The organism is Achromobacter sp. T5-5 (assembly GCF_055397965.1).
Genome location: NZ_AP027919.1, coordinates 2,035,473 through 2,057,347, shown reverse-complemented (window position 1 = coordinate 2,057,347; position 21,875 = coordinate 2,035,473). Strand labels below are relative to the sequence as shown.

Genomic DNA, 21,875 nt, shown 5'->3' with positions numbered 1-21,875 from the left:
GAGTTCCATGTTCGACACTTTTCCTGCACTGCGCCGTACCGGTATGGCCGCCATCGCGATCAGTGCCGCCGGCCTGCTGCTGGCGGGCTGTACCACCACCCCTCCGTCCAAGCCGTCTGCCGCGGCCAAAACCGATACACGGCAGGCCCTGGACAGCGCGGCCAGCGCCACCCTGGCCAAGCTCTACGAAGCCGCCCCGTCATCCAGGGAGCTTGTCGCTCGCGCGAGGGGCGTGCTGGTTTTCCCCGATGTGCTCAGCGGGAGCTTCATCGTCGGCGCCGAACACGGCAAGGGCGTGCTGCGCGTGGGCAACTCGGCCGCCGGTTATTACCAAACCACGTCCGGTTCAGTCGGCTTTCAGGCAGGCGCGCAATCGAAGGCCATGGTCCTGCTGTTCATGACCGATGACGCCTTGAACAAGTTTCGCAACAGTAGCGGCTGGACCGTAGGCGCCGATGCCACCGTGGCTATCGTCAATGTCGGCGTCAACGGACGCATCGATACCAACACGGCCAAGCAGCCGATCGTCGGCTTCGTCATGAACAATGGCGGGTTGATGGCGGGCGTGTCGCTCGAAGGCACCAAGATCTCGAAGTACGAGCCCTGACCGCGCCTCGGGCATGCAGAACGCCGCGGTGTGCCGCGGCGTTTTGCTGCCCGGTCGGGACGGCGCCGGACATCGGGCGCCACTTATCCCCGCCAACTGTGGAGAAAGGTGAGGACAGCCTTGGGGCAGGTCCAAAATCCCCATTCGCGCCAAGCACTTGCGAGGCACGAGCAATCATTGCTCAATCCTCCGTATGGGCGGTTTGCGGCGCAGTTATCCACGTTTTGCAGGGCTGCCGGAGGGGGATCGACCGCGCCAGCCGCCGCCATGTGGATTTGTCCCCGTCTTCTGTGGAAAAGGATGAGGACAGTATGAGGGCAGCTTGAAAATCCTGTTGCATATCAAGGCCCTGCAAGCGGTGGTCAAGAAAGGCCCAAACGCTGTTCGCGCGGGCCTGTGTTGTCCCCCGCAAATGTGGATAAGCCTGAGGACAGCCTGCGGGAAGCCTGCAAAAACCCTTACCCAGCAAGGACTTGCAGGGTGCGGGCAAGAAAGGCGCAGCGCCCCGGCCGGGCGGCGTCGCGCCAGCGCACCGCGCGGCGTTGGGGAAAAGCGGGCGGGCTTGTCCCCACGGAATGTGGACAAGCCTATGAACAGTCGGACAACAAGTCCTGAAAGTCCTTATCCGACAGTCACTTGCGAGGCGCGGTCAAGGATTGACCAGGGCCGCGCGCTCACGCGGCCCCCGATCCCCCACCGCCCGATCACGCATTGCCTGGTCAGCTATTGCCTTCAAGGCGCATGCCGATCTTCAACCCCACCTGCCAATGCGCCACTTTTCCGTCCTTGATGTGGCCGCGCACTTCGGTGACCTCGAACCAATCGAGATTGCGCAAGGTCTCGGACGCGCGCGCGATGGCCTGGGCGATGGCATCGTCGGTGGACTTGGTGGAAGAACCCACCAACTCGATCTGCTTGTAGACATGATTCGACATAGCTTGTCTCCGCTCTGGGGGTGAGTCGCGAATCGTCGGTGCGCTGGCCGTGTTCCGGCGCTGATGACCGGCAATCCATTCGAACACACAGGATACCCGCGCAGCGAAGGCGGGGTGTTACCAGTTCCGTCGCGCGGTCTCGACCGGCGACGGGCCAAGGCCGCGCGCTATCCCGCGTCGAAAGTCCTGAAGCGATCATGCAGGAACTCGCGCAGCCGCTTGACGGCCGGCGACAGCAGCATGCGGTGTACGCACAGCAGATACAGCGGCGAGGGCTCGCTGACGTACCCGGAGAGCAGCTCCACCAGCCGGCCGGCGCGCAGGTCCGCCAGCACGTCGTAGCGCGACTTGTACGCCACGCCGTGCCCCGCCAAGGCCCAGCGGCGCACCAGGTCGCCGTCGTCGGCGACGCGGTCGCCCTTGACCGGCACCACGATGCTCGACCCCTCGCGCTCGAACGTCCAACGGTCATGCAGCGTCTCGCCCAGCACGAAGGACAGGCAGTTGTGGCGGCGCAGGTCGGCGGGCACCTGCGGCACGCCGTGCCGCGCCAGGTACGCGGGCGCGGCGCAGACCACGCGGCGGTTGTGCTCGGCCAGGGGCAGCGCCACCAGGGCCGAATCGTTGGGCGAGCCGTAGCGCACGGCGATGTCGACGGGCTGACGGTACAGGTCGGCCAACCGGTCGCTGATGCGCAACTGGAATCCGACGCGCGGGTGCTGGCGCTGGAATTCGTCCAGCCAGGGCAGCAGCACGTGGCGGCCCAGATCCGACGGGACCGACACCGACAGCGTGCCGGCGATATCGGTCTTGTCGCGCGCCATCGCATTTCGGCCCGCCTCCAGCGAGGCCAGGGCCGAGCGCGCATGTTCCAGATAGCGCTCGCCGTCGCTGGTCAGGCGCAGGCTGCGTGTGGACCGGACGAACAACCGCGTGTCGAGCGCCTGCTCCAGCCGTTTGAGGGCGGCGCTGGCCACGGCCGGCGTCAGGTCCAGTTCACGCGCAGCCGCCGAAAAGCTGCCCAGGTCGGCCGCCGCGATAAAGATTCTCAAATCCTCGAACCGCACCATGCCCGCCTCATTTTCAAAAATTTATTGAAACTGACTGCGATGCTAGCCGGTTTTTCAACGTCCGGGACTGGGTAATCATGCATGCATACCCCGCCCATCCGACACGCAAGGAGTCACCACATGAAAATCGAATTGAAGGGCAAGAAGGCGCTGGTCACCGGATCGTCCGGCGGCATCGGCCTGGCCATCGCCACCGGGCTGGCCGAAGCCGGTGCCCAGGTGGTGCTGCACGGGCGCAATGCCGGCAAGCTGGCGCAGGCAGCGCAGACCCTCACGCAGAAGTTCGCTGGCGTGCAGGTCTCCACGGTGCAGGCGGACCTGGCCACCGCGGACGGCGCGGCTTCGGTCTGCGCCGCGCATCCGGACGTGGACATCCTCGTCAACAACGCCGGCACGTTCACGCCAAAGTCCTTTACGGAAATCACCGACGACGACTGGCAGTCCATGATGGACACCAACGTCATGAGCGGCATCCGCCTGTCGCGCTACTACCTGCCGCGGATGCTGGCCGCCAACTGGGGCAGGATCGTGTTCATTTCCAGCGAATCCGCGGTGCAGATTCCCGCCGAGATGATCCATTACGGCGTGAGCAAGACCGCGCAACTGGCCGTCTCGCGCGGACTGGCCGAACTGACCGCCGGTACCGGGGTCACGGTCAACGCCGTGCTGCCCGGCCCCACGCGGTCCGAAGGCGTGGCCGACTTCTTCGCGGAAATGGCCAAAGAACAAGGGGTGTCGCAGGCGCAGATGGAGCAGGACTTCATCGCCCAGCACCGCCCCACCTCGCTGCTGCGGCGGCTGGCCACCGTGGATGAAGTGGCCAACATGGTGGTCTACACCTGCTCGACCCAGGCGTCGGCCACCAACGGCGCCGCGCTGCGCGTGGACGGCGGCGTGGTCCGCTCCATCCTCTGACAACCCTTATCCCTGTGAATCCCGCACCATGAAAGCCATTGCCTACTTCAAGAACCTGCCTGCCGACAACGCCGACGCCTTGCAGGACATCACCGTGCCCGAACCCGTTCCGGGCGACCACGACCTGCTGGTGGACGTGCATGCCATCTCGGTCAACCCCGTGGACGTGAAGATCCGCGCCAACCGCAAGCCCCGCGACGGCCAGCCCGAAATCATCGGCTGGGACGCCGCCGGCATCGTGCGCGCGGTGGGCGCGCGGACCAGTCTCTTCAAACCGGGCGATCGTGTCTGGTATGCCGGCGCCCTGACCCGGCCGGGCGCCAACAGCGAACGCCACGTCGTGGACGAGCGCATCGTCGGCCACATGCCCAAGAGCCTGGATTTCGCGCAGGCCGCCGCCCTGCCGCTCACCACCATCACCGCGTGGGAATTGCTGTTCGACCGCCTGCGGGTGCTGGACAATGCCGCCCCCAGCCAGCACAGCCTGCTCGTGATCGGCGCGGCGGGCGGCGTGGGCTCGATCCTCGTGCAACTGGCGCGCCAGCTCACCGGCCTGACCGTCATCGGCACGGCCTCGCGTCCCGAGACCCAGTCCTGGGTGCGCGAACTGGGCGCGCATCACGTCATCGACCACACCAAGCCGCTGACCGATGAACTCAAGCGCATCGGCTTCGAGAATGTGAGCTATATCGCCGGCCTGACCCACACCGACAAGCATTTCCCGCAAATGGCCGAGGCCATCGCGCCGCAAGGCAAGATCGCCCTGATCGACGACCCCGCGGCCATCGACGTGCGGCTGCTCAAGGGCAAATCGGCGTCGCTGCACTGGGAATTCATGTTCGCGCGGCCCCTGCACAACACGCCCGACCTCATCGCCCAGCACGAGCTGCTGAACCAGGCCGCCCGCCTCATCGACAACGGCACGCTGCGCACCACGCTGGGCGAACACTACGGCACGATCAACGCCGAAAACCTGCGGCGCGCCCACGCCTTCATCGAAAGCGGCAAGGCGCGGGGCAAGATCGTGCTGGAGGGGTTCTAGGAAGGCGGCGCGGGGCCGCGGCGTCCTTAGCCGCGCCCTTCGCGCTTGGCGCGGGCGTGCGGGTCGTTGATTTCGGCTTCCAGTTCCGAGATCAGCCACTCGAACCAGCCGTTCTCGGTGCGGGCATAGACGACGGCCGCCGGCGTCTTGCCTTCGCGCCAGCCCGGCTGGTGCGTGTCCATCCAGGACGACAGGCTCTTGTGCGGCGCCAGCAGGCCGGACAGCCAGGACCACACGTAATCAGGCACGTTGCGGCGAAAGCCCTTGGCGCTGGCGTAAATGGTCGGTTCCAACGGCAGGTTGCCCGCGCGAGCCAGCTTGGCCTGGGTCCGGCGCAGCGTCTCGACGGCGGCCTGCAGTTGTTCGGTGCTGAGCTTTTTCACGTAACGACTCCTGGTTCCTGGTTTGCAGCGGATTATCGCCGCAGGCCTCGGCGCTTACCAAGCCCTGTGCGTCCCTCAGGGTTTCCGCGCCGGCGCCAGGGCCAGCAGCAGCGTCGCGCTGAAGCGCTCGCCGGGTTCCAGCACCTGCATGCCGGTACGGGTCTCGCCGGCCGCCGCCAGGTTGAAGGCGTCGGCCACGTTCGTGACCGGCTCCACGCACAGAAAATCAGCCCCCGGCGCCGTGTACACCACCAGATGCGCGAATGCCGGATCGGCATGCAGCGCCAGCTCGTGGCCGTCGGGCCAATGCAGCGTCGCGCGGCCCTGCCACTGCGACAGATAGGTATCGCAGCCCTCGGCGGACTGGCGCAACGCGCGCACATTCGCCGCCTGGCTGCCGGTCGGCAGGCCGTCGGCGTCCGATGGCCAGAGGCGGCGCGCATGCAGCGTCACCCGCTCGGCGGTGAAATACGGATGAATGCCCAGCCCGCACGGCATCGGCGTGTCGCCCCGGTTGGTGATGGCCAGCTTCAAACTGAGCCCCCGGCTGTCCAGCCGCCAGCGCTGCTCGCATTCGAACGGCCAGGGCCAGCCCAGGACGCCCGCGGCTTGGTCCAGCACCAGATCGACACTGTCCGCCGCCAGGTTGCGGACCTGCCAGGCTTGAAACAGCCCCGCGCCATGAATGGCTTGCGGGCGGTTGGGCACGGACTGCAGCGCGTACCGTGCGCCATTGAACGTGAACACGCCATCGCGGATGCGGTTGGAATACGGCGCCAGCGGATACGAGCCGGCGCGCGGCCATTTTCCGGCAGGCCATTCGGTGGCCGTCAGCGGGACGATCCAGTCATGCCCGCCGGTGGACAACCGCGTCAGCCGCCCGCCCCCGCCCGGCGCGAACTCGGCGTGGTGATCGCCACTGGCGATGTAAACGCGCTCGCTGGCGTCAAGCGGGTCGGCAAAAGGAAAATCCGGCACGGGCTGCTCCCGCGGCATGAACAAGGGCCGCGCGGTGCGATTGTGCCGTCCGCGCCGCGCACCGGCAAGTTCAGGAGCACGATGCCTGGAAGGGCCGCTCGCCGTCGGCTGCCTTGGCGATACAGAGCCTGGCGCCCTCGGCCACCATGACCAGGTAATGCCGCGAGCCCTGGTAACGGCATTTCATGTAAGGCGTCGCGCCGGGGTCGACCTGCCAACGCATCGTGCCGGGCTCGCCGGAGGAAGTCTCAGGCACCAGGGCGACCCGGTTCTCGATCGGCCCCTCGAAGACGTTTAGGCCGGACAAGGACAGTGGCGTGCCATCCACCTGGATCTGCGCCGGGCACTGAAACACGCGGGAATCCGCCAAGGCGATCTGGCTATGGAAAAGCGACAGCAGCAGCGTGACCGAGGCGAACCCGGCCGTCATTACCCGCCTCGATGATTGATCATTCAACGACATAAAACGCGTCTCCATCGTTTGATACATAACCGCTGCCTCGGAACAGGATCACCCGGGGCTGGAATTCGCGGCCGCTCCACTGATCGTAGACATTCAGGCCAACGCTGGTCTGCCCGTCATAGATAGCGGCATGTCCCTTGTACTTTCCGTCGGCATCGAACGTGGCGATAACGGTGCCCGGGGAGACACTCGTATTGCCTTTCACCTGCGCGCCCCGTTTCCAAAACTTCGCTGCGGGCGTACGTCCGAAATACTTCGCCGCCGCGACGCATTCAGTCGACTCTCCAAAATACCTGCTTCCGTCCCCTTGGCTTCGGACGGTCGCTATGGTTGCAATGTAGGCCATATTGCTCCTGATCTCCGTGCTGGCGCCGCAAGGACCTTGCGGCAGGAAGCCGGCTGGCGGTCAGCCAAGCGCGCAGCGATGCGAGCAAACACTGTGCGCCACCGGTTTATGACATCCAGTCTTCCGGATCTTCCCCAACAGGACTATCAGTCTTGTCCGAACTGGCCAACAAGGCTGAACACCGGCCTCCTATACCGCGATCGGCGGGGTGGCGCCGATCAGTCTGGCTTGCTGGCGCGCCATTGATCGAAATCCCCCCTGCGCGCGGCGGCATTCCGTCCGCCCCGAAACGATTACGGGCATGCATTCATGCAATACAAAACACCGCCGCCGACGCTCTTCGCCGCACTTCCATGATGCATAGGAGCCGTTCTAAGGCACATCTCACGCCCGACGTTCCAACCTACGCCAAAATCTCCTCCACTTCGGCAACACCTTGAGCAAGTAACTGGGTGAGCCGCTGGGCGCGTAGCCCCTTGATAGCGAAAATCTGGAAATCTATAGAACCTTTTTAAGCTATATAGGTTTAGCTATAATTCATTCATGCCAGACGGAGTGCGGGATGTTCAAGATCAACTGGAACAAGAAGGCTGTGAAGCAACTGGCGAAAATTGACGGGCAAGACCGCAGCCGCATCGCCAACGCGGTCACCGCCTTGGCTGATCTGCCGAATGCCCAAAACGTGAAGGCCCTGACGAATTACGAATACGGCTACCGCCTCCGGGTTGGCAATTACCGAGTGCTGTTCGATGCCGATACCGTCATCCGCATCGTCGAAATCCAAGAAGTGAAGAAGCGCGACGGCAACACTTACTAGAAGGAACCAGCCATGAACCTGCATCCCACCATCGTGGAGGCCGACGGAAAACCGGCCTTTGTCGTGCTGCCCTACGCCGAGTATCTTGAACTGACGCGCGCGCATGATGCGCCAGTCCGCTCCGATGCGCGTATCCCCGCCGATGGCAGCATCCCGCATGAGGTCGTACTACGAATGACCGAAAATGACTGGAGCATCATCCGTGCGTGGCGCGAGTACCTAGGCGTGACGCAAACTGAGATGGCGGCTCGGCTGGATATCCGTCAACCCAGCTATGCGGCCATGGAGGCAAACGATGCGCGCCCGCGCAAAGCCACGCGCGAGCGGATTGCGGCCGCGCTTGGCCTTCAGTTCGATCAACTTGATGTCTGATCTTGGAAGTGCAAAGCCCCTGACGGGATGACCGCGCCGCTAGGCGGGCGACACCCTGGAACGCCGGGTGGAGCAACGAGGCTCGCTAACGCACCGTTGATCGAATTCTCCCCCCGCGCAAGGCGACCTTTCGCCCGCCCCGATACAATCACGGGCATGAATTCAGCAACACAAAACACCGCCGCCGACGCCCACGCGGGCCACACCCCCATGATGCAGCAATACCTGCGCCTCAAAGCCGAGGCCGGGCCGTTGCTGCTGTTCTATCGCATGGGCGACTTCTATGAAATGTTCTACGAAGACGCGGAGCGCGGCGCGCGTCTGCTCAATCTGACGTTGACCAAGCGGGGTTCGTCCAACGGGGTGCCGATCCCCATGGCCGGCCTGCCCGTGCATGCCATGGAGCAATACCTGGCGCGTCTCGTGGCCATGGGGGAGTCCATCGCCATCTGCGAACAGATCGGCGATCCGGCCGCCTCCAAGGGGCCGGTCGAGCGCCGTATCGTGCGCATCGTGACGCCCGGCACGTTGACCGATGACGCCCTCTTGCCCGCCAAGGCGGACCGCGCGCTGGCGGCGGCCTTCGTGGGCGGCAGCGCCCGCGCGCCGCGCGCGGGCCTGGCGTGGCTGAATCTCGCCAGCGGCGAGTTCCGCGTGACCGAATGCGCGCCCGCGCAGTTGGAATCGGAATTGCACCGCATTGCGCCGGCCGAGATCGTGTGCGCCGACAGCGCCGAGTTCGATTTCCCGATCGAGGGCGCCCGCTCCCGCGTGCCGGACTGGCACTTCGAAAGCGACGGCGCGCGGGCGCACCTGCTGGCGCACTTCAAGACCGATACGCTGGCGGGCTTCGATATCGAGGACATGCCGGCGGGCATCTGCGCGGCTGGCGCCCTGCTGCGCTATGCCGCGCGCACGCAGTCGCAGGCGCTGGCGCACGTGCAAAGCCTGTCGGCCGAGCGGCCCGGCCAGTTCGTGCTGCTGGACCCGGTCACGCGCCGCAACCTGGAACTCACGCAGACGCTGTCGGGCGAAGACTCGCCCACGCTGTTCTCGCTGCTGGACGGCTGCCGCACGCCGATGGGCAGCCGCCTGCTGCGCCGCTGGCTGCATCACCCCTTGCGTGAAAACGAGCAGGCGCTGGCGCGTCAGCAGGCCATTTCGGCGCTGCTGGCGGGCCGCATGGACGTGGAGCAGACGTTCGGGTCCGCCGGGCTGCTCGAGTCCCTGCGCGCCGCGCTGAACGCGTTTCCCGACATCGAGCGCATCGCCGCGCGGCTGGCGCTGCGGTCGGTGCGCCCGCGCGAACTGGCCAGCCTGCGCGACGCGCTGCAGGCGTTGCCGGCGCTGGCGGACCTGGTTGAACCCATGTCGGCCTCGCCACGCATCGGCGAGTTGGTCGCCCATCTGTCCGTGGATCCCGCGCTGGCCGCGCTGCTGATGCGCGCCATCGCGCCCGAGCCCGCCGTGGCCATCCGCGACGGCGGCGTGCTCGCCACGGGATTCGACGCGGAACTGGACGAACTGCGCGCGCTGGCGGCCGACGGCGGCGACTTCCTGGTGCAACTGGAAGCGCGCGAGCGCGAGCGCACGGGTATCAGCAACCTGCGCGTGGAGTTCAACCGCGTGCATGGCTTCTACATCGAGGTCACCAAGGGCCAGACCGCCAAGGTGCCCGAGGACTACCGGCGCCGCCAGACGCTCAAGAACGCCGAACGCTACATCACGCCCGAGCTCAAGACCTGGGAGGACAAGGTGTTGTCGGCGCAGGACCGGTCGCTGGCGCGGGAAAAATGGCTGTTCGAGCAATTGCTCGATGTCCTGGCCGAGCACGTGCGCCCGCTGTCGGACTGCGCCGCCGCGCTGGCCGAACTGGACACGCTGGCCGCCCTGGCCGAGCACGCGCAGCGCCATGACTGGATCGCGCCCGAGCTGTCCGAGCAGGCCGACATCGACATCGAGGCCGGTCGCCATCCGGTGGTCGAGCGCGCCATCGAACGCTTCACGCCCAATGGCTGCCGCCTGGATCCGGCGCGGCGCATGCTGCTGATCACCGGCCCGAACATGGGCGGTAAATCGACGTATATGCGGCAGGTGGCGCTGATCGTGCTGCTGGCGCGCATCGGCAGCTTTGTGCCCGCCTCGCGCGCCCGGATCGGCAAGATCGACCGCATCTTCACCCGGATCGGCGCCGCCGACGACCTGGCGGGGGGGCGCTCGACCTTCATGATGGAAATGACGGAGGCTGCCGCCATCCTGTCTGCCAGCACGCCCAACAGCCTGGTGCTCATGGACGAGATCGGCCGCGGCACGTCCACCTACGACGGCCTGGCGCTTGCCTGGGCCATCGCCTGCCGCCTGCTGGCGCACAACCGCGCGCTGACGCTCTTTGCCACGCACTACTTTGAATTGACGCGCCTGCCGGCCGAGCAGCCCACGGCGGCCAATGTCCACCTGGCCGCCGCCGAATCGGCCGGCGGCATCGTCTTCCTGCACGAAGTGCGCGAAGGCCCCGCCAGCCGCAGCTACGGGATCCAGGTGGCCCAGCGCGCGGGCGTGCCCGCGGCGGTCATCCGCCAGGCGACGCGCGAGCTCGAACGCCTGGAAGCCCAGGGCGCGCCCACCCCGCAGCTCGGCCTGTTCTCGGCCGCGGCCGAGGCGGACGCCCAGGCCTATGCGCAGGCCGAGCGCTCCGACGCCATCGAGGCGCTGGACGCCCTGCGCGAAGAACTCTCCGCCATCGACCCCGACAGCCTCACCCCGCGCGAAGCGCTGGATGCCCTTTACCGCTTGAAGAAGCACCTCCAATGAACCTCGATCACCCCCTGCCGCTCCTGGACAACCAGAGCCCCAACGACTTCATGCGCCGCTATTGGCAGAAGAAGCCGCTGCTGATCCGCCAGGCCATCCCCGCCTTCAAGCCGCCGGTCACCATCGCGGCGGTCAAGAAGCTGGCGCGGCGCGACGACGTGGAGTCGCGGCTCATCTGGCGCGAGAACGGCGAATGGCAGATGGAAAACGGCCCCTTCGCACGCCTGCCCAAGGACAACGAGGGCGACTGGACGCTGCTGGTGCAGAGCGTGGACCTGCACAGCGACGCGGCCGCCGAGCTGATGGCCCTGTTCCGCTTCATTCCGGATGCCCGCCTGGACGACGTGATGATCAGCATCGCGAGCCACGGCGGCGGCGTGGGCCCGCACTTCGACAGCTATGACGTGTTCCTGCTGCAGGCTGCCGGCGAGCGCGAATGGCGTTACGGGCGTCAGAAGGACCTGTCGCTCGAGCCGGACCTGCCGCTCAAGATCCTGAGCAACTTCCAGCCCGAGGAAAAGGCGGTGCTGGCGCCGGGCGACATGCTGTATCTTCCGCCGCAGGCCGCCCACGACGGCGTCGCCATGGGCGACGGCTGCATGACGATATCCATCGGTTTTCGCGCGCCCACCCAGGCGACCCTGGCGCGTGGCCTGCTGGAAGCGGCCGCCGACCAGGTCATGGCCCGCGTGGGCCTTTTGGGCGGCCCGTATGGCGAACCGCCCCTGCCCGGCCCGAAGCTGTCGGCCGTCTATCGCGACCCGGCCCAGCCGGCGGTGGACACGCCTGCGGCGCTGCCCGACGCGCTGGTCGCCGCCACGCTGGAAACCGTGGAAAAGCTGCGCTTTGACGATGCCCTGGCCTCTCGCTTCCTGGGCTGCTGGCTGACCGAGCCGAGCAACCTCAGCGTGTTCGACGCGCCCGAGGACGTGGACGTGGACCTGGAAGAGGATTGGCCCGCCACCGGCCGTCTGGTGCTGGATCGCCGCAGCCGCATGCTGTATCGCGGCAAACAGCTCTTCATCAACGGAGAAACCGCCATGGCGCCCGCGGACGCGGCGTTGCGGATGTTGGCGGATATGCGTACCCTGGACTGCGGCCACCCCGCCTGCGCTCGCCTGTCTGACGAAGCGCGTTCCTGCCTGGCGGACTGGCTGGATTCGGGGTGGATCCATTACCGCGCTGCGTAGTAACTGGAAACGCCCGCGTATCCGTGTCGCACAGAAAGAAATCAGGTCTGTAATCCGGGTCACATCAAGAAAGACATAACACGAAGCTGAAAGGTTTGTTGCCTTTGGGATGCGACCTATTTAACTTTCATACGCGATGCGGCCGAGCCTTCCTGTAGCCTGACTTCTGGTTTCCCCTAACGGGGTTTCAAGAGTCGTCATCTACAGGAGTCCAAATAATGATGAGCAAAACCTTGATTATTGCCTCGGTGCTGGCCGTTTCGCTCAGCGCTTGCAACAAGAAGGAAGATGCCGCGGCGCCGGCGACCAGCCCCGCTCCCGCCACGACCACGCCCGCCCCGAGCAGCACGCCGCCGGCGGCGCCCGCCCCGACCCCGGGCACCACGCCGGGTTCCGGTTCCACCACCCCGGGCGGCTCGACCACCCCGGCGTCGTAATCATTCAGGCACGAACCCCCGCACTGAAGACGCAAAAAAAAACCCTGGCATCGAAAATGCCAGGGTTTTTTTGCGTCTTGCGGCGCGGGTGATTACATCTTGTCCTTCAGGACGCTCAGCAGACGCTGCGCCGTGGCGGTGTTGTCGGGCGCGCCATTCGCGTCCAGCACCGAGACCGTGGTCTGGTCGCCGCTGCCCGCGAGGTGGATGCGGTACTGCGGCGCCTGGGCCTGCTTGTCGCCGGAGAACATGCGGCTGAAGAAGCCCGGTTGTTCCATCTTTTCGCCGGTGTCGGTGTCGACATAGCGGACGAAGTAGTCGCCGGCGGAACGGTCGCGGTCTTCGACGGCAAAGCCGCCGCCATCCAGCGCCACGCCGACGCGGCGCCACGCACGGTCGAAGGATTCGCTGATGATGAGCGTTGCGCCCTGGGCACGGACAACCTGCTGCACGGCGGGCTTTTGCGGCGAGGCTTCGGCCTGCTGCACCAGCTTGCGCGCGTTGTCGACGTCGGTACCCAGGTAGACCATCATGCGCGCCAGCATGGCCGCGTTCAGGCCGGGATCTTCCTTGCCGTTCTGCCACTGCACCTGCGCGCCGTCGTAGCCCACGCGCTTTTCAAGCATCTGGCGATGGCTGACGTAGATTTCGGTGTGGCCGTTGACGCGTTCGACGCGGGTGCGGAATTTCTCGCGCTCGCCGCTATCCCAGGCGGTTTCCAGGACGGCGCCCAGCGCCTGGCGCAGCCAGCTTTCGGGGATCTTGGCGCGGTTTTCGGCCCAGTCCGTTTCGATCAGGCCGGCGCCGGGATTGTTGGTGGCGACGGTGAATCCGTTTTCGGTCCAGAAGTCGACCAGACGGGGGAACACCTGCTCGGGCGGACGTTCCACGACCAGCCAGCGCAGGTCGCCGTCGCGCTCGACGCGCATGTCCTGGCGGTTGGGCAGCACGTTGCTCGTCTTAGGAGCGCTGGCCTGGGCCACGCCCTGCTGCTGGAACTCGGAGAAGGTGGTCGAGCCGGAAGCGGGCGCGCGATAGCGCGGGTCGCTGTTGGCCTGGGTCAGGTCGGGCGGGATGCTAAGGGGCTCTCCGCGTTGAGTGACTGCGCTCTTGTAATCGACCGATTCTTCATTGCCCAGGAATTGATTGACCTCGGAGCATCCGGCCAGCAACACCAGAGACATCAATGCCGACAAACCGGCATGACGTTTGTTCATACGTTTCCTCACGATATTAGAGCAGTCCCGTTTCCTGGAGCGCAGCGCGCACCGTTGCGTGATGCTGCGAGCCCAGTTCAACCAGCGGCAGCCGGTAGCCGAGGGCGCTGCGGCCCATTTCGGCCAACGCCCACTTGACGGGGATGGGGTTGGCTTCAACGAACAAAGCCTTGTTCAGACGCGCCAGGAACGCATTAAGTTCACGAACCTTGGGCACGTTGCCAGCCAGGGCGGCGGCACAGAGATCGCGCATGAGCCTGGGCGCCACGTTGGCCGTGACCGAAATGTTGCCGCGCGCGCCCAGCAGGATCAGGGCCGCGGCGGTGGGATCGTCCCCGCTGAAGACCTGGAAGCTGGCGGGCGCCTCGCGCAGCAGCAGGCCGCCGCGAGCGATGTCGCCGGTGGCGTCCTTGATGCCGATGATGCCCGGCACCTGCGCCAGGCGCAGGACGGTTTCGTTGCTCATGTCGGCAACGGTGCGGCCCGGCACGTTGTACAGAATGGTGGGCAGGTCAACAGCTTCCGCGATGGTGCGGAAGTGGCGGTACAGGCCTTCCTGCGAAGGCTTGTTGTAGTACGGGACGACGGACAGCCCGGCCTGCGCGCCCACGGCCTTGGCGTGGCGGGTCAGGTGGATGGCTTCGTCGGTGGAGTTGGCGCCCACGCCAGCAATGACCGGAATGCGGCCGGCGGCATGTTCGACGGCAACGCGGATCAGTTCCGCGTGTTCTTCCATGGAGACCGTGGGCGACTCCCCGGTGGTGCCCACCACCACCAGCGCATCGGTACCTTCCTGGACGTGCCAGTCGATCAGCGACCGGTAGGCAGCGTAGTCCAGGCTGCCATCGGGTTGCATTGGGGTGACCAGGGCCACCATGCTGCCCTGGAAATTAACGCCTGCGGCGGTAGCAGGGGATGCCATAGATGAAGGGCTCCAAAACCCCGCAGCGGGATTGCCCCGGGGCCAAATTCAGTGAAACAGCTGAGTTTAACGGATATTGGCTGGAATCTTACAGAAACCACTGAACGATTGTCGTTCCCAACCCGAGCACTGGCTGCATCAATAACCAGAGCACATCGGTGACGAGCAGGACGATGACGATTACCAGTCCGTAGGGCTCGATTTTGGAGTATTGCCAGGCCAGCCGGTTGGGCAGCAGGCTGAACAGAACGCGTCCGCCGTCCAGCGGCAGGATGGGCAGCAGGTTCAGCGCCATCAGCACGAGGTTGACGTTCACGCCCGCCACGGCCATCTCGAACCAGAAGCTTTCGTGCAGGCCGCTTTCCATGAACAGCCGCAGGGACAGCGCCCACAGGATGGCCATGAACAGGTTGGCGGCCGGGCCGGCCAGCGCGACCCAGGCCATGTCCTTCTTCGGGCGGCGCAGGCGACCGAAGTCCACCGGAACCGGCTTGGCCCAGCCGAAGAGCAGGCCGGGGCTGCCCATGAGCTTGGACGCCAGCAGGATGGCGACCGGCACCAGCAAGGTGCCGACGGGGTCGATGTGGCGCGCCGGGTTCAGGCTGACCCGTCCGGCCTCGTAGGCGGTCGGATCGCCCAGCATGCGCGCCACGTAGCCGTGCGCGGCTTCGTGCAGGGTGATGGCGAAGATGACCGGTATCGCGTAGACCGCAATGGTTTGGATGATGTCATTCATGGCGAACCGGATTGTAGATGAGCCGCGCGCCGGCGCGGCGTGTCTCGCATGACGAGGCGATGGACGGGATCAGACTAGACCCAGGGTGGCGGGATCGCCGCGACCCACGCGCACCACGACCGGGTCGTCGCCGGTCAGGTCAATGACGGTGGTGGGCGATTGCGGGCAGGCGCCCGCGTCGATGATGGCGGCCAGGTCGTGGTCGTAGCGCGCCCGGATTTCCTCGGCGTCATTGAGCGCGTCGGTTTCGTCCTTGGGGATCAGCGTGGTGGACAGCAGGGGCGATCCCGCCTGCTCCAGCAGGCCCAGCAGGACGGCGTGGTCCGGCACGCGGATGCCGATGGTCTTGCGAGACGGGTGCGAAACGCGCCGCGGCACTTCCTTGGTGGCCTCCAGGATGAAAGTCCAGGGGCCGGGCGTCGCGGCTTTCAGCAGGCGGTATTGCTTGTTGTCGACGCGTGCGAAATGGCCGATTTCAGCCAGGTCGCGGCACAGCAAGGTCAGATGGTGGCGTTCGTCCAGCCCGCGCAGGCGGCGCAGCCCGTCGGCGGCGGCCTTGTCGTCCAGCCGCGCCACGACGGCGTAACTGGAGTCGGTGGGCACGGCCACCAGGCCCCCGTCGTTGAGCCATTGGGCGGCTTGCTTGAGCAGCCGCGGCTGGGGATTTGCGGGGTGGACGGAGAAGTACAAAGCCATGGGTTTATCCTAACATCCTTGAAGGCCGCTCAAAATAGCGCGGCGATGCAAAATGGCGGTAACGCCGAACCGCCCGGAGAACCAGTATGCGCCTCGATCGATCGCGCCAGAGCGAAAATGTGGAAGACCGCCGTTCCAGCGGCCCCCGAATCGGCGGACGCGGCACCATCGGCATAGGCACGATAGTACTTGCCCTGGTCGCCATGTATTTCGGCGTGGACCCCAGCGTGGTCCTGCAGATGGCCGAAGGCCCGCCCACGCAGCAGGAAGCGCCCGCCTCGCGCCCCCCGGCCAATGATCCGCAAGCCGTCTTCGTGTCCAAGGTCCTGGGCGAAACCGAGGACGTCTGGACGGCCATTTTCCAGAATGAACTGAATCGCCAGTATGTCGAGCCCAAGCTGGTGCTGTTCCGCGGCGCCACGCCCACGGCCTGCGGCACCGGCCAGTCCGCCATGGGCCCCTTCTACTGCCCTGGCGACAGCAAGGTGTACATCGACCTGTCGTTCTTTGACGAACTGCAGAGCCGTTTCAAGGCGCCGGGCGATTTCGCGCAGGCTTACGTGATCGCCCATGAAGTGGGACACCACGTGCAGCACCTGCTGGGCATTTCGGATCAGGTGGACAATCTGCGCCGCCGCAATCCGGCGCAGGCCAATGCACTGTCCGTGCGCATGGAGCTGCAGGCTGACTGCTTTGCCGGCCTGTGGGCACAGCGCGCCGATGCGGCGCGCAACATCCTTGAAGGCGGCGATGTGGAAGAAGCCCTGGCGGCCGCGACCGCCATCGGCGACGACCGTCTGCAGAAGCAGACCCAGGGTTACGTGGTGCCGGACGCCTTCACCCACGGCACGTCCGCGCAGCGCGTGCGCTGGTTCAAGCGCGGCCTGGAAAGCGGCAGCCTCAAGCAATGCGACACCTTCGGCGCGTCGTCTCTGTGACGTCCGGGGTGAAGTCCTGCACGAAGTCCTGCATGAAGTCTGGCATCCCCCCCAGCATGTGCTTTCCCGGACCGCGACATTGACTGTATATCCATACAGCAAGCCAACCCGCCCGGTCTTCATCTTGTAAGATTACGCCCCCTCGCAATGCTGCGCGCGCGTGTCTGTCCCGCGGCGCGGCGGGGCGCAGCGCATGCATGGCGCAAGACGTCACCGCGCAGTCCCAAGACCCTAACTCTGTTTCCATGGCCAACAAGTTCGAACCGCTGATCACCGTTGATGAGGTGCAAGAGATCCTTGCCGAACCCAAGGAAACCGCCAAGCCGATCCTCTGGACGCCGAAGCCCGGCGCGGGCAACATCCAATGGATGGAATTCAGCAGCCCCTGCAAGGTCAAGGGCGACGTGCGCGAGGATGTGATCTTCCGCACCTTCTACCGGGGCGCGCGCACGGCGGTGCATGGCCAGGCCACCATTTTCCTGACGGAAGCGTTCTGTGCCAGCCTGTTCGTGGGTCCGCACCGGGTATACGGCGTGGACACCGACGATTCCTTCCACACCAGCCTGGTGGGCTCGGACCGGCCCCATTACCGCAAGCCGCTCGCCGACCGCAGCCATGAACACATCTGGGTCGAAGAAGGCGAAGGCTATGCCGAACCCGTCGTGCCCGCCCTGGACACCATCGGCGCCCTGATGCAGTATTTCCTGCCGCGAGCGAACCTGACGCTGGCCGGCGGCTTTGCGCATCCCCTCAAAGGCCGCCAAATCGAACTGATCCTATGAGCAATTTCCTGGAAGCCTCCGGCTGGACTGTCCTGCCGGCGGGCGAACACGCCATCCGCGCCGTGTCTCCCATGACGCTGGGCCTGGATGGCCAACATGCCGCGTTCTTCATCGCGCATCCCGACGAGTCCTCGTTCTACCTGACCGACGCCGGTGAGACGGCGATGCACGCGTCCAGCTTCGGCATCGAGGTGGCGGCCAAGCGCATCGATATCCTGAACGAGACGCCGGGCGTCACCCTGGCGCAATTCGACCGGTCCGGCGCCATCGTCGCGTCGGGGCCCAACGAACAACTGCAGGAAGCCCTGTGGGACGCCGTCAAGCTGGCGATGGCCCTGTCGTTCCAGTGCGCGAAATGGATGCCCCGCTTCAGCCAGTTGCGCTTTCGCGCCCAGGTGGGCCGCGCGCTGGCGGAAGGGGTGGGCGTGAACCGCATGGTCAAGGGCGCGCGCGCCAAGGGCAGCAGCGGCCACACCGCCGACTTCGCGTATGCGGTGCGCGCCTCGGGTAGCACGGCGCTGACGTACATCGAGCCCATCGCCCTGAAGGCCGGCAAGAAAATGGATTGGACGCAGGTCTACCAGACCCACGGCAAGATGTCCGACGTGAAGATGGCCGATGCGCGCAACTCGCGCATGGTGATACTGGAAGACGGCGCGTCGGCCGAGGAATTCAAGAAGGCCGTGACGATTCTGGAACAGTCCGCCACCGTGCAGACGCTGGCCAAGACCCGCGACTGGCGGGAAGTCTTTTCCGCGTAACGGCGAATAGGCGAAAGGCAAAAAGCGCCAGGCGGCGCGTCCGTCAGGACGGCACGTTCGTCAGGCCGTCCACGATCTCCCGTCCGTGCAGGATGGCTGCATGGACGGCCTCGCGCGGGCTGTAGACGAAACCGCCCTCGGCGAATTGCGGAACCGGGTATTCGTCGCCGCCTTCGAGGATGGCGCCTGCCTGTACGACCATCACCGAGGCGGTAAAGACGGGGCCGCTGGCTTGGGCCTGAAGCTCGATAGTGCCGTCGCCCCGGGAAACCTTGGCCGTAAGGCGGTATCCCTTGTAGATCAAGTTGTTTTGATGCACTTCGGTAGTCCTCTATCTACCGTCGAGCATACTCCGCGATTTCATGACAATCCGGATAAGTTTTGTAACTCCAGCAGAAACTGGAAACACTGTTGCGCCCAATTGGTGGCGTCCCCGTTTCTCATATATTGAGAAGCGCCGCTGGGCAGCGGCGCGATATTCAGTGTTGGCGCGGCTTTCGAGCCAGCGCCGGGCTCGCGTCACGCGACGCCCGGCCCGGAAATCCGGGGATTACCCTAGGGTGTGTTGCGAAAGCGCATCCTGGGACGCAATCATCCCTGTCGCGCGCATGTAAGCGTCCAGCGTCCAGCCCTTGCCCAGCAGGATCATGCGGGTGTGCAGATCCTCCCGCACGCCGGGACTTACCTCGCGCCCCAGGTAGGTCAACTGCTTGCGGCGCAGGTCCACGAAGCCCAGCGCGTAGTCGCGCGCCAGCCCCATCCACAGGCGGTGCGCGCCGATCGACTGGCGAGCCCCGCTCAGGATGCACAGGCCCGCGTCCAGCGCCCACCGGTACACCGCGGTGGCCAGGCCCATGCCCTGGTACGGGGCGGCGTACTTGGAATGCGGGGCGCGCACATAGGGATCGGCGCGCCGGCCCACTTCGATCAGGCGGTTGAAAACGGTATAGCCCGCCAGCCGGCCCCGCCGCACGTCCACCACATACACGTAATACTCGCCGTCAGCCTCGCGATAGCGAAGCACAATGCCAGGGATGTCGGTCTTGACCTCCGGCAGTCCATGCAGGCGGTCCATGGGACGATTCATGCGGTTGTGGATGGCATCGAGTTCCTTGTCCACTTCCTGCGGGCAATGGTTAACGTCGATGCGCAGTTCCGTCACGATCTGCAAGACGTGACGGAAAGCGTGCAAGGCCAGCGTAGGCAAGGCCACCTCCTGTACAGGGTAGTAAAGCTGTCCGCGAGGGACGGGAAGACGTAAAAAAAGCCGCATCCGCGGCTCAAGGGGTTGTGGGCGGGTGCGCCGCCTGCTGGGGCGGCATATCGGCGGCATATCGGTGGCAATCGGCGGCATGTTCGGGCACATGGCGGCGGGGAAACGGTCAGGCTGCCGCATGCGTGTCCCTCCGCGCCGCGGGCTGTGCGTCCGCAGGGCCAAAAAAAGCCGGGAACTGCCGCTCGCCCTTGGACGTGACGCGCAACGCGCGCGAGTCCAGGTCCTTGCTGACCCAGCCGCGCGCCAGCAGCGCGTCGAGCAGCGCCGCCCCGAGGGCGCCGCCCAGATGCGAGCGCCGCTCGCTCCAGTCCAGGCACGCGCACGCAAAGCGCCGGCGACGCAGGCGCGCCTGCGCGACGTCCACGCCCACCTGCGCCAGCGAGGCTTCGCCCAGCGGAGTGAGCGCATAGTCGCGGCCGTCGGGCAAAAGCCAGCAGCGGGCGAGCATGGCGTCATGGATGCGCACGGCCAGCGTGCCCGCCATGTGGTCGTAGCAGGTGCGGGCGTCGCGCAAAAGGGATGGCGTGGTCGGCTTGAACGGCGCGCGATCGGCGCCCGCCACCACCAGCAGGGCCTCCAGCGCGCGGCCGACCTCGGCGCTCGCCAGCCGGAAGTACCGGTGCTTGCCCTGCACCGCCATCTCGACCAGGCCCTGCTCGCGCAGGCGCTGGAAATGGCTGCTGGCCGTGGACGCGCCGATGTCGGCGGCCGCGGCCAGCTCCGTGGCGGTGCGCGCACGCCCGTCCAGCAGCACGCACAGCATGCGCGCGCGCGCCGGGTCGGCGATGGCGCCCGCCACGGCGGACAGATTGATGTCGGCGAATCCGGATTCCATGATTCGGGGTGGACCAAAGTGTTGTGTGTCAGGCGTAAGCATACTTCGACTCACCAAAACTTGCCCCTCGCTGCTCATGCCCTCCTCTGCCCCCTTCTTCGGCTGGAAAGTCCTCTACGCCACCTTCGTGCTCGCCATCTTCGGCTGGGGCGTGGGCTTTTACGGACCGCCCGTGTTCCTGCACGCCGTGGTCCAACGCACCGGCTGGAGCGTCGCCCTGGTGTCGGGGGCCATCACACTGCACTTCCTGGCGGGCACGGTGGTCGTGGCCAACCTGCCGCGCCTGCACCGCCGCGTCGGCGTGGCGCGCACGACCGCGGGCGGCGCGGTGCTGCTGGCGCTGGGCGTGGCGGGCTGGGCCATGGCGCAGGCCCCATGGCAACTGTTCGCCGCCGCGGCGCTCAGCGGCATGGGCTGGGTCACGCTGGGCGCCGCAGCCGTCAATGCGCTGATCGCGCCATGGTTCGTGCGCCGGCGCCCTGCCGCCCTGGGCATGGCCTATAACGGCGCCAGCGTGGGCGGCATCGTGTTTTCGCCGCTGTGGGTGTTCCTGATCGCGCAGGCCGGCTTCGCGCAGGCCGCGCTCTGGGTCGGCCTGGCGATGGTCGCCGTCATCGCCGTCCTGTCGCGCAGCGTCTTCTCGGTGACGCCGCAGCAGCTTGGGCAGGAGCCCGACGGCGACTCGCCCGACAAGGCAAAGCCTGCCGCCGCAGCGGCGCCCGCGCGCGTCGGCAACCTGTGGCGCGACCGGGCCTTCCTGACGCTAGCTGCCGGCATGGCGCTGGGCCTGTTTGCCCAGATCGGGCTGATCGCGCATCTGCTGTCGATGCTGGCGCCGCTGCTGGGCGCACAGACGGCGGGACTGGCAATGGGGCTCGCGACCGCAAGCGCCATCGCGGGACGCGCCGCCGTGGGCTGGCTGATGCCGCCGGCCGCGGACCGCCGCAAAGTGGCCTGCGCGGCCTATGCCGTGCAGATAGGCGGATCGCTGATGCTGATGCTGGCCGCGGACCACGCCTGGGCGGTGTGGGCCGGCGTGGTGCTGTTCGGGTCGGGCATCGGCAATGCCACGTCCCTGCCGCCGCTGATTGCCCAGACGGAATTCGCCCGCGAGGACGCGGCGCGCGTGGTGCCGCTCATCGTCGCGCTGTCGCAGGGCGCCTACGCCTTCGCGCCGGCGGCGTTTGGGGCGCTGCGAACCGTGTTGCAGGCGTCGGGACTGGCGCTCTTCGGGTTCCTGGCGGCCGCAGCGCTGCTGCAGGCGGCCGCCATCGTCTGTTTTGCGGCCGGACGCGGCGCGCGCGGGGAACGGGCGCACGCCGCGCCGGGCGCGCGTTGACCCGGCC

The 21,875-nt window shown here is 66.3% G+C and carries 25 protein-coding genes; 12 read left to right on the top strand and 13 right to left on the bottom strand.

The window, feature by feature from the left end:
* Positions 1 to 7: 7 nt before the first annotated feature.
* On the top strand, positions 8 to 607 hold the full coding sequence (locus ACZ50Q_RS09155) for a BPSL1445 family SYLF domain-containing lipoprotein (RefSeq protein WP_092582005.1): 600 nt from the start codon (positions 8 to 10) through the stop codon (positions 605 to 607).
* A gap of 719 nt (positions 608 to 1,326) precedes the next feature.
* Here the strand turns inward: ACZ50Q_RS09155 and ACZ50Q_RS09150 are convergent.
* Entirely contained in the window at positions 1,327 to 1,542 is a 216-nt protein-coding gene (locus tag ACZ50Q_RS09150; RefSeq protein ID WP_076520016.1) for a dodecin, read from the bottom strand.
* Between the two features lie 167 nt (positions 1,543 to 1,709).
* On the bottom strand, positions 1,710 to 2,612 hold the full coding sequence (locus ACZ50Q_RS09145) for a LysR family transcriptional regulator (RefSeq protein WP_464081270.1): 903 nt from the start codon (positions 2,610 to 2,612) through the stop codon (positions 1,710 to 1,712).
* Positions 2,613 to 2,732: 120 nt separating this feature from the next.
* Here ACZ50Q_RS09145 and ACZ50Q_RS09140 point away from each other — a divergent pair, with 120 nt between their 5' ends.
* Positions 2,733 to 3,527, top strand: coding sequence for an SDR family NAD(P)-dependent oxidoreductase (locus ACZ50Q_RS09140; RefSeq protein WP_464081269.1), 795 nt, complete (start codon positions 2,733 to 2,735; stop codon positions 3,525 to 3,527).
* Between the two features lie 28 nt (positions 3,528 to 3,555).
* Positions 3,556 to 4,569, top strand: a complete 1,014-nt coding sequence (locus ACZ50Q_RS09135; protein WP_464081268.1) for a zinc-binding alcohol dehydrogenase family protein — start codon at positions 3,556 to 3,558, stop codon at positions 4,567 to 4,569.
* 26 nt (positions 4,570 to 4,595) lie between these two features.
* Here the strand turns inward: ACZ50Q_RS09135 and ACZ50Q_RS09130 are convergent, their stop codons facing one another.
* The 4 genes from ACZ50Q_RS09130 to ACZ50Q_RS09115 all read right to left on the bottom strand — a co-directional run bounded on the left by ACZ50Q_RS09130 (position 4,596) and on the right by ACZ50Q_RS09115 (position 6,739).
* Positions 4,596 to 4,952 carry a hypothetical protein gene (locus tag ACZ50Q_RS09130; protein WP_464081267.1) on the bottom strand — a complete coding sequence of 119 codons (357 nt, stop codon included), beginning with the start codon at positions 4,950 to 4,952 and terminating at the stop codon, positions 4,596 to 4,598.
* Positions 4,953 to 5,027: 75 nt separating this feature from the next.
* Positions 5,028 to 5,930, bottom strand: a complete 903-nt coding sequence (locus ACZ50Q_RS09125) for an aldose epimerase family protein (protein ID WP_464081266.1) — start codon at positions 5,928 to 5,930, stop codon at positions 5,028 to 5,030.
* Positions 5,931 to 6,000: 70 nt separating this feature from the next.
* Complete coding sequence (locus ACZ50Q_RS09120) at positions 6,001 to 6,360, bottom strand: STY0301 family protein (RefSeq protein WP_464081265.1); 360 nt, start codon at positions 6,358 to 6,360, stop codon at positions 6,001 to 6,003.
* Positions 6,361 to 6,379: 19 nt separating this feature from the next.
* On the bottom strand, positions 6,380 to 6,739 hold the full coding sequence (locus ACZ50Q_RS09115; protein ID WP_464081264.1) for a BPSL0067 family protein: 360 nt from the start codon (positions 6,737 to 6,739) through the stop codon (positions 6,380 to 6,382).
* Positions 6,740 to 7,301: 562 nt separating this feature from the next.
* Here ACZ50Q_RS09115 and ACZ50Q_RS09110 point away from each other — a divergent pair.
* The 5 genes from ACZ50Q_RS09110 (at position 7,302) to ACZ50Q_RS09090 (ending at position 12,366) form a co-directional block, all read left to right on the top strand.
* Complete coding sequence (locus ACZ50Q_RS09110; RefSeq protein WP_464081263.1) at positions 7,302 to 7,556, top strand: type II toxin-antitoxin system RelE family toxin; 255 nt, start codon at positions 7,302 to 7,304, stop codon at positions 7,554 to 7,556.
* Between the two features lie 12 nt (positions 7,557 to 7,568).
* A complete protein-coding gene (locus ACZ50Q_RS09105) occupies positions 7,569 to 7,928 on the top strand; it encodes a helix-turn-helix domain-containing protein (protein WP_464081262.1) in 360 nt (119 codons plus the stop codon).
* 156 nt (positions 7,929 to 8,084) lie between these two features.
* Positions 8,085 to 10,739, top strand: a complete 2,655-nt coding sequence (gene mutS / locus ACZ50Q_RS09100) for a DNA mismatch repair protein MutS (RefSeq protein ID WP_464081261.1) — start codon at positions 8,085 to 8,087, stop codon at positions 10,737 to 10,739.
* Entirely contained in the window at positions 10,736 to 11,929 is a 1,194-nt protein-coding gene (locus ACZ50Q_RS09095) for a JmjC domain-containing protein (RefSeq protein ID WP_464081260.1), read from the top strand. Before mutS ends, ACZ50Q_RS09095 begins: the two co-directional genes overlap by 4 nt.
* Positions 11,930 to 12,147: 218 nt before the next feature.
* Entirely contained in the window at positions 12,148 to 12,366 is a 219-nt protein-coding gene (locus ACZ50Q_RS09090) for an endopeptidase (RefSeq protein ID WP_076519999.1), read from the top strand.
* A gap of 92 nt (positions 12,367 to 12,458) precedes the next feature.
* On the opposite strand, the gene bamC is transcribed toward ACZ50Q_RS09090, so the two are convergent.
* From bamC to ACZ50Q_RS09070, 4 genes are all read right to left on the bottom strand, one after another.
* Entirely contained in the window at positions 12,459 to 13,583 is a 1,125-nt protein-coding gene (gene bamC, locus ACZ50Q_RS09085) for an outer membrane protein assembly factor BamC (protein WP_464081259.1), read from the bottom strand.
* Between the two features lie 16 nt (positions 13,584 to 13,599).
* Positions 13,600 to 14,505, bottom strand: coding sequence for a 4-hydroxy-tetrahydrodipicolinate synthase (gene dapA, locus ACZ50Q_RS09080; protein WP_076519997.1), 906 nt, complete (start codon positions 14,503 to 14,505; stop codon positions 13,600 to 13,602).
* Positions 14,506 to 14,593: 88 nt separating this feature from the next.
* A complete protein-coding gene (locus tag ACZ50Q_RS09075; RefSeq protein ID WP_076519996.1) occupies positions 14,594 to 15,241 on the bottom strand; it encodes a site-2 protease family protein in 648 nt (215 codons plus the stop codon).
* A 69-nt stretch (positions 15,242 to 15,310) separates the two neighbouring features.
* The gene (locus ACZ50Q_RS09070) at positions 15,311 to 15,937 is read right to left on the bottom strand and encodes an L-threonylcarbamoyladenylate synthase (RefSeq protein WP_076519995.1); all 627 of its coding nucleotides are present in this window, start codon (positions 15,935 to 15,937) and stop codon (positions 15,311 to 15,313) included.
* Between the two features lie 86 nt (positions 15,938 to 16,023).
* Between ACZ50Q_RS09070 and ypfJ the strand changes: the two genes are divergently transcribed.
* The 3 genes from ypfJ (at position 16,024) to ACZ50Q_RS09055 (ending at position 18,418) form a co-directional block, all read left to right on the top strand.
* The gene (gene ypfJ, locus ACZ50Q_RS09065; protein ID WP_092582014.1) at positions 16,024 to 16,875 is read left to right on the top strand and encodes a KPN_02809 family neutral zinc metallopeptidase; all 852 of its coding nucleotides are present in this window, start codon (positions 16,024 to 16,026) and stop codon (positions 16,873 to 16,875) included.
* 245 nt (positions 16,876 to 17,120) lie between these two features.
* Positions 17,121 to 17,657, top strand: a complete 537-nt coding sequence (locus ACZ50Q_RS09060; protein ID WP_464081970.1) for a hypothetical protein — start codon at positions 17,121 to 17,123, stop codon at positions 17,655 to 17,657.
* Complete coding sequence (locus ACZ50Q_RS09055) at positions 17,654 to 18,418, top strand: DUF1828 domain-containing protein (protein ID WP_464081258.1); 765 nt, start codon at positions 17,654 to 17,656, stop codon at positions 18,416 to 18,418. The genes ACZ50Q_RS09060 and ACZ50Q_RS09055 overlap by 4 nt, the downstream gene beginning before the upstream one ends.
* A 43-nt stretch (positions 18,419 to 18,461) precedes the next feature.
* On the opposite strand, the gene ACZ50Q_RS09050 is transcribed toward ACZ50Q_RS09055, so the two are convergent.
* The 3 genes from ACZ50Q_RS09050 to ACZ50Q_RS09040 form a co-directional block, all read right to left on the bottom strand.
* The gene (locus ACZ50Q_RS09050) at positions 18,462 to 18,737 is read right to left on the bottom strand and encodes a hypothetical protein (RefSeq protein WP_076519991.1); all 276 of its coding nucleotides are present in this window, start codon (positions 18,735 to 18,737) and stop codon (positions 18,462 to 18,464) included.
* Between the two features lie 231 nt (positions 18,738 to 18,968).
* Positions 18,969 to 19,625: an N-acetyltransferase gene (locus tag ACZ50Q_RS09045; protein ID WP_464081257.1), complete on the bottom strand. Its 657-nt coding sequence runs from the start codon at positions 19,623 to 19,625 to the stop codon at positions 18,969 to 18,971.
* Between the two features lie 175 nt (positions 19,626 to 19,800).
* Positions 19,801 to 20,529, bottom strand: a complete 729-nt coding sequence (locus ACZ50Q_RS09040; protein WP_464081256.1) for an ArsR/SmtB family transcription factor — start codon at positions 20,527 to 20,529, stop codon at positions 19,801 to 19,803.
* A 76-nt stretch (positions 20,530 to 20,605) separates the two neighbouring features.
* Here ACZ50Q_RS09040 and ACZ50Q_RS09035 point away from each other — a divergent pair, with 76 nt between their 5' ends.
* A complete protein-coding gene (locus tag ACZ50Q_RS09035) occupies positions 20,606 to 21,868 on the top strand; it encodes an MFS transporter (RefSeq protein WP_464081255.1) in 1,263 nt (420 codons plus the stop codon).
* The last annotated feature ends 7 nt before the right edge of the window (positions 21,869 to 21,875 follow it).

Bases quoted from the DNA above. Each gene is read 5' to 3' on its own strand.
- ACZ50Q_RS09155 (WP_092582005.1), top strand. From the start codon at position 8: ATGTTCGACACTTTTCCTGCACTGCGCCGTACCGGTATGGCCGCCATC.
- ACZ50Q_RS09150 (WP_076520016.1), bottom strand. From the start codon at position 1,542: ATGTCGAATCATGTCTACAAGCAGATCGAGTTGGTGGGTTCTTCCACC.
- ACZ50Q_RS09145 (WP_464081270.1), bottom strand. From the start codon at position 2,612: ATGGTGCGGTTCGAGGATTTGAGAATCTTTATCGCGGCGGCCGACCTG.
- ACZ50Q_RS09140 (WP_464081269.1), top strand. From the start codon at position 2,733: ATGAAAATCGAATTGAAGGGCAAGAAGGCGCTGGTCACCGGATCGTCC.
- ACZ50Q_RS09135 (WP_464081268.1), top strand. From the start codon at position 3,556: ATGAAAGCCATTGCCTACTTCAAGAACCTGCCTGCCGACAACGCCGAC.
- ACZ50Q_RS09120 (WP_464081265.1), bottom strand. From the start codon at position 6,360: ATGACGGCCGGGTTCGCCTCGGTCACGCTGCTGCTGTCGCTTTTCCAT.
- ACZ50Q_RS09115 (WP_464081264.1), bottom strand. From the start codon at position 6,739: ATGGCCTACATTGCAACCATAGCGACCGTCCGAAGCCAAGGGGACGGA.
- ACZ50Q_RS09110 (WP_464081263.1), top strand. From the start codon at position 7,302: ATGTTCAAGATCAACTGGAACAAGAAGGCTGTGAAGCAACTGGCGAAA.
- ACZ50Q_RS09105 (WP_464081262.1), top strand. From the start codon at position 7,569: ATGAACCTGCATCCCACCATCGTGGAGGCCGACGGAAAACCGGCCTTT.
- mutS (WP_464081261.1), top strand. From the start codon at position 8,085: ATGAATTCAGCAACACAAAACACCGCCGCCGACGCCCACGCGGGCCAC.
- ACZ50Q_RS09095 (WP_464081260.1), top strand. From the start codon at position 10,736: ATGAACCTCGATCACCCCCTGCCGCTCCTGGACAACCAGAGCCCCAAC.
- ACZ50Q_RS09090 (WP_076519999.1), top strand. From the start codon at position 12,148: ATGATGAGCAAAACCTTGATTATTGCCTCGGTGCTGGCCGTTTCGCTC.
- bamC (WP_464081259.1), bottom strand. From the start codon at position 13,583: ATGAACAAACGTCATGCCGGTTTGTCGGCATTGATGTCTCTGGTGTTG.
- dapA (WP_076519997.1), bottom strand. From the start codon at position 14,505: ATGGCATCCCCTGCTACCGCCGCAGGCGTTAATTTCCAGGGCAGCATG.
- ACZ50Q_RS09075 (WP_076519996.1), bottom strand. From the start codon at position 15,241: ATGAATGACATCATCCAAACCATTGCGGTCTACGCGATACCGGTCATC.
- ACZ50Q_RS09070 (WP_076519995.1), bottom strand. From the start codon at position 15,937: ATGGCTTTGTACTTCTCCGTCCACCCCGCAAATCCCCAGCCGCGGCTG.
- ypfJ (WP_092582014.1), top strand. From the start codon at position 16,024: ATGCGCCTCGATCGATCGCGCCAGAGCGAAAATGTGGAAGACCGCCGT.
- ACZ50Q_RS09060 (WP_464081970.1), top strand. From the start codon at position 17,121: ATGGCCAACAAGTTCGAACCGCTGATCACCGTTGATGAGGTGCAAGAG.
- ACZ50Q_RS09055 (WP_464081258.1), top strand. From the start codon at position 17,654: ATGAGCAATTTCCTGGAAGCCTCCGGCTGGACTGTCCTGCCGGCGGGC.
- ACZ50Q_RS09040 (WP_464081256.1), bottom strand. From the start codon at position 20,529: ATGGAATCCGGATTCGCCGACATCAATCTGTCCGCCGTGGCGGGCGCC.
- ACZ50Q_RS09035 (WP_464081255.1), top strand. From the start codon at position 20,606: ATGCCCTCCTCTGCCCCCTTCTTCGGCTGGAAAGTCCTCTACGCCACC.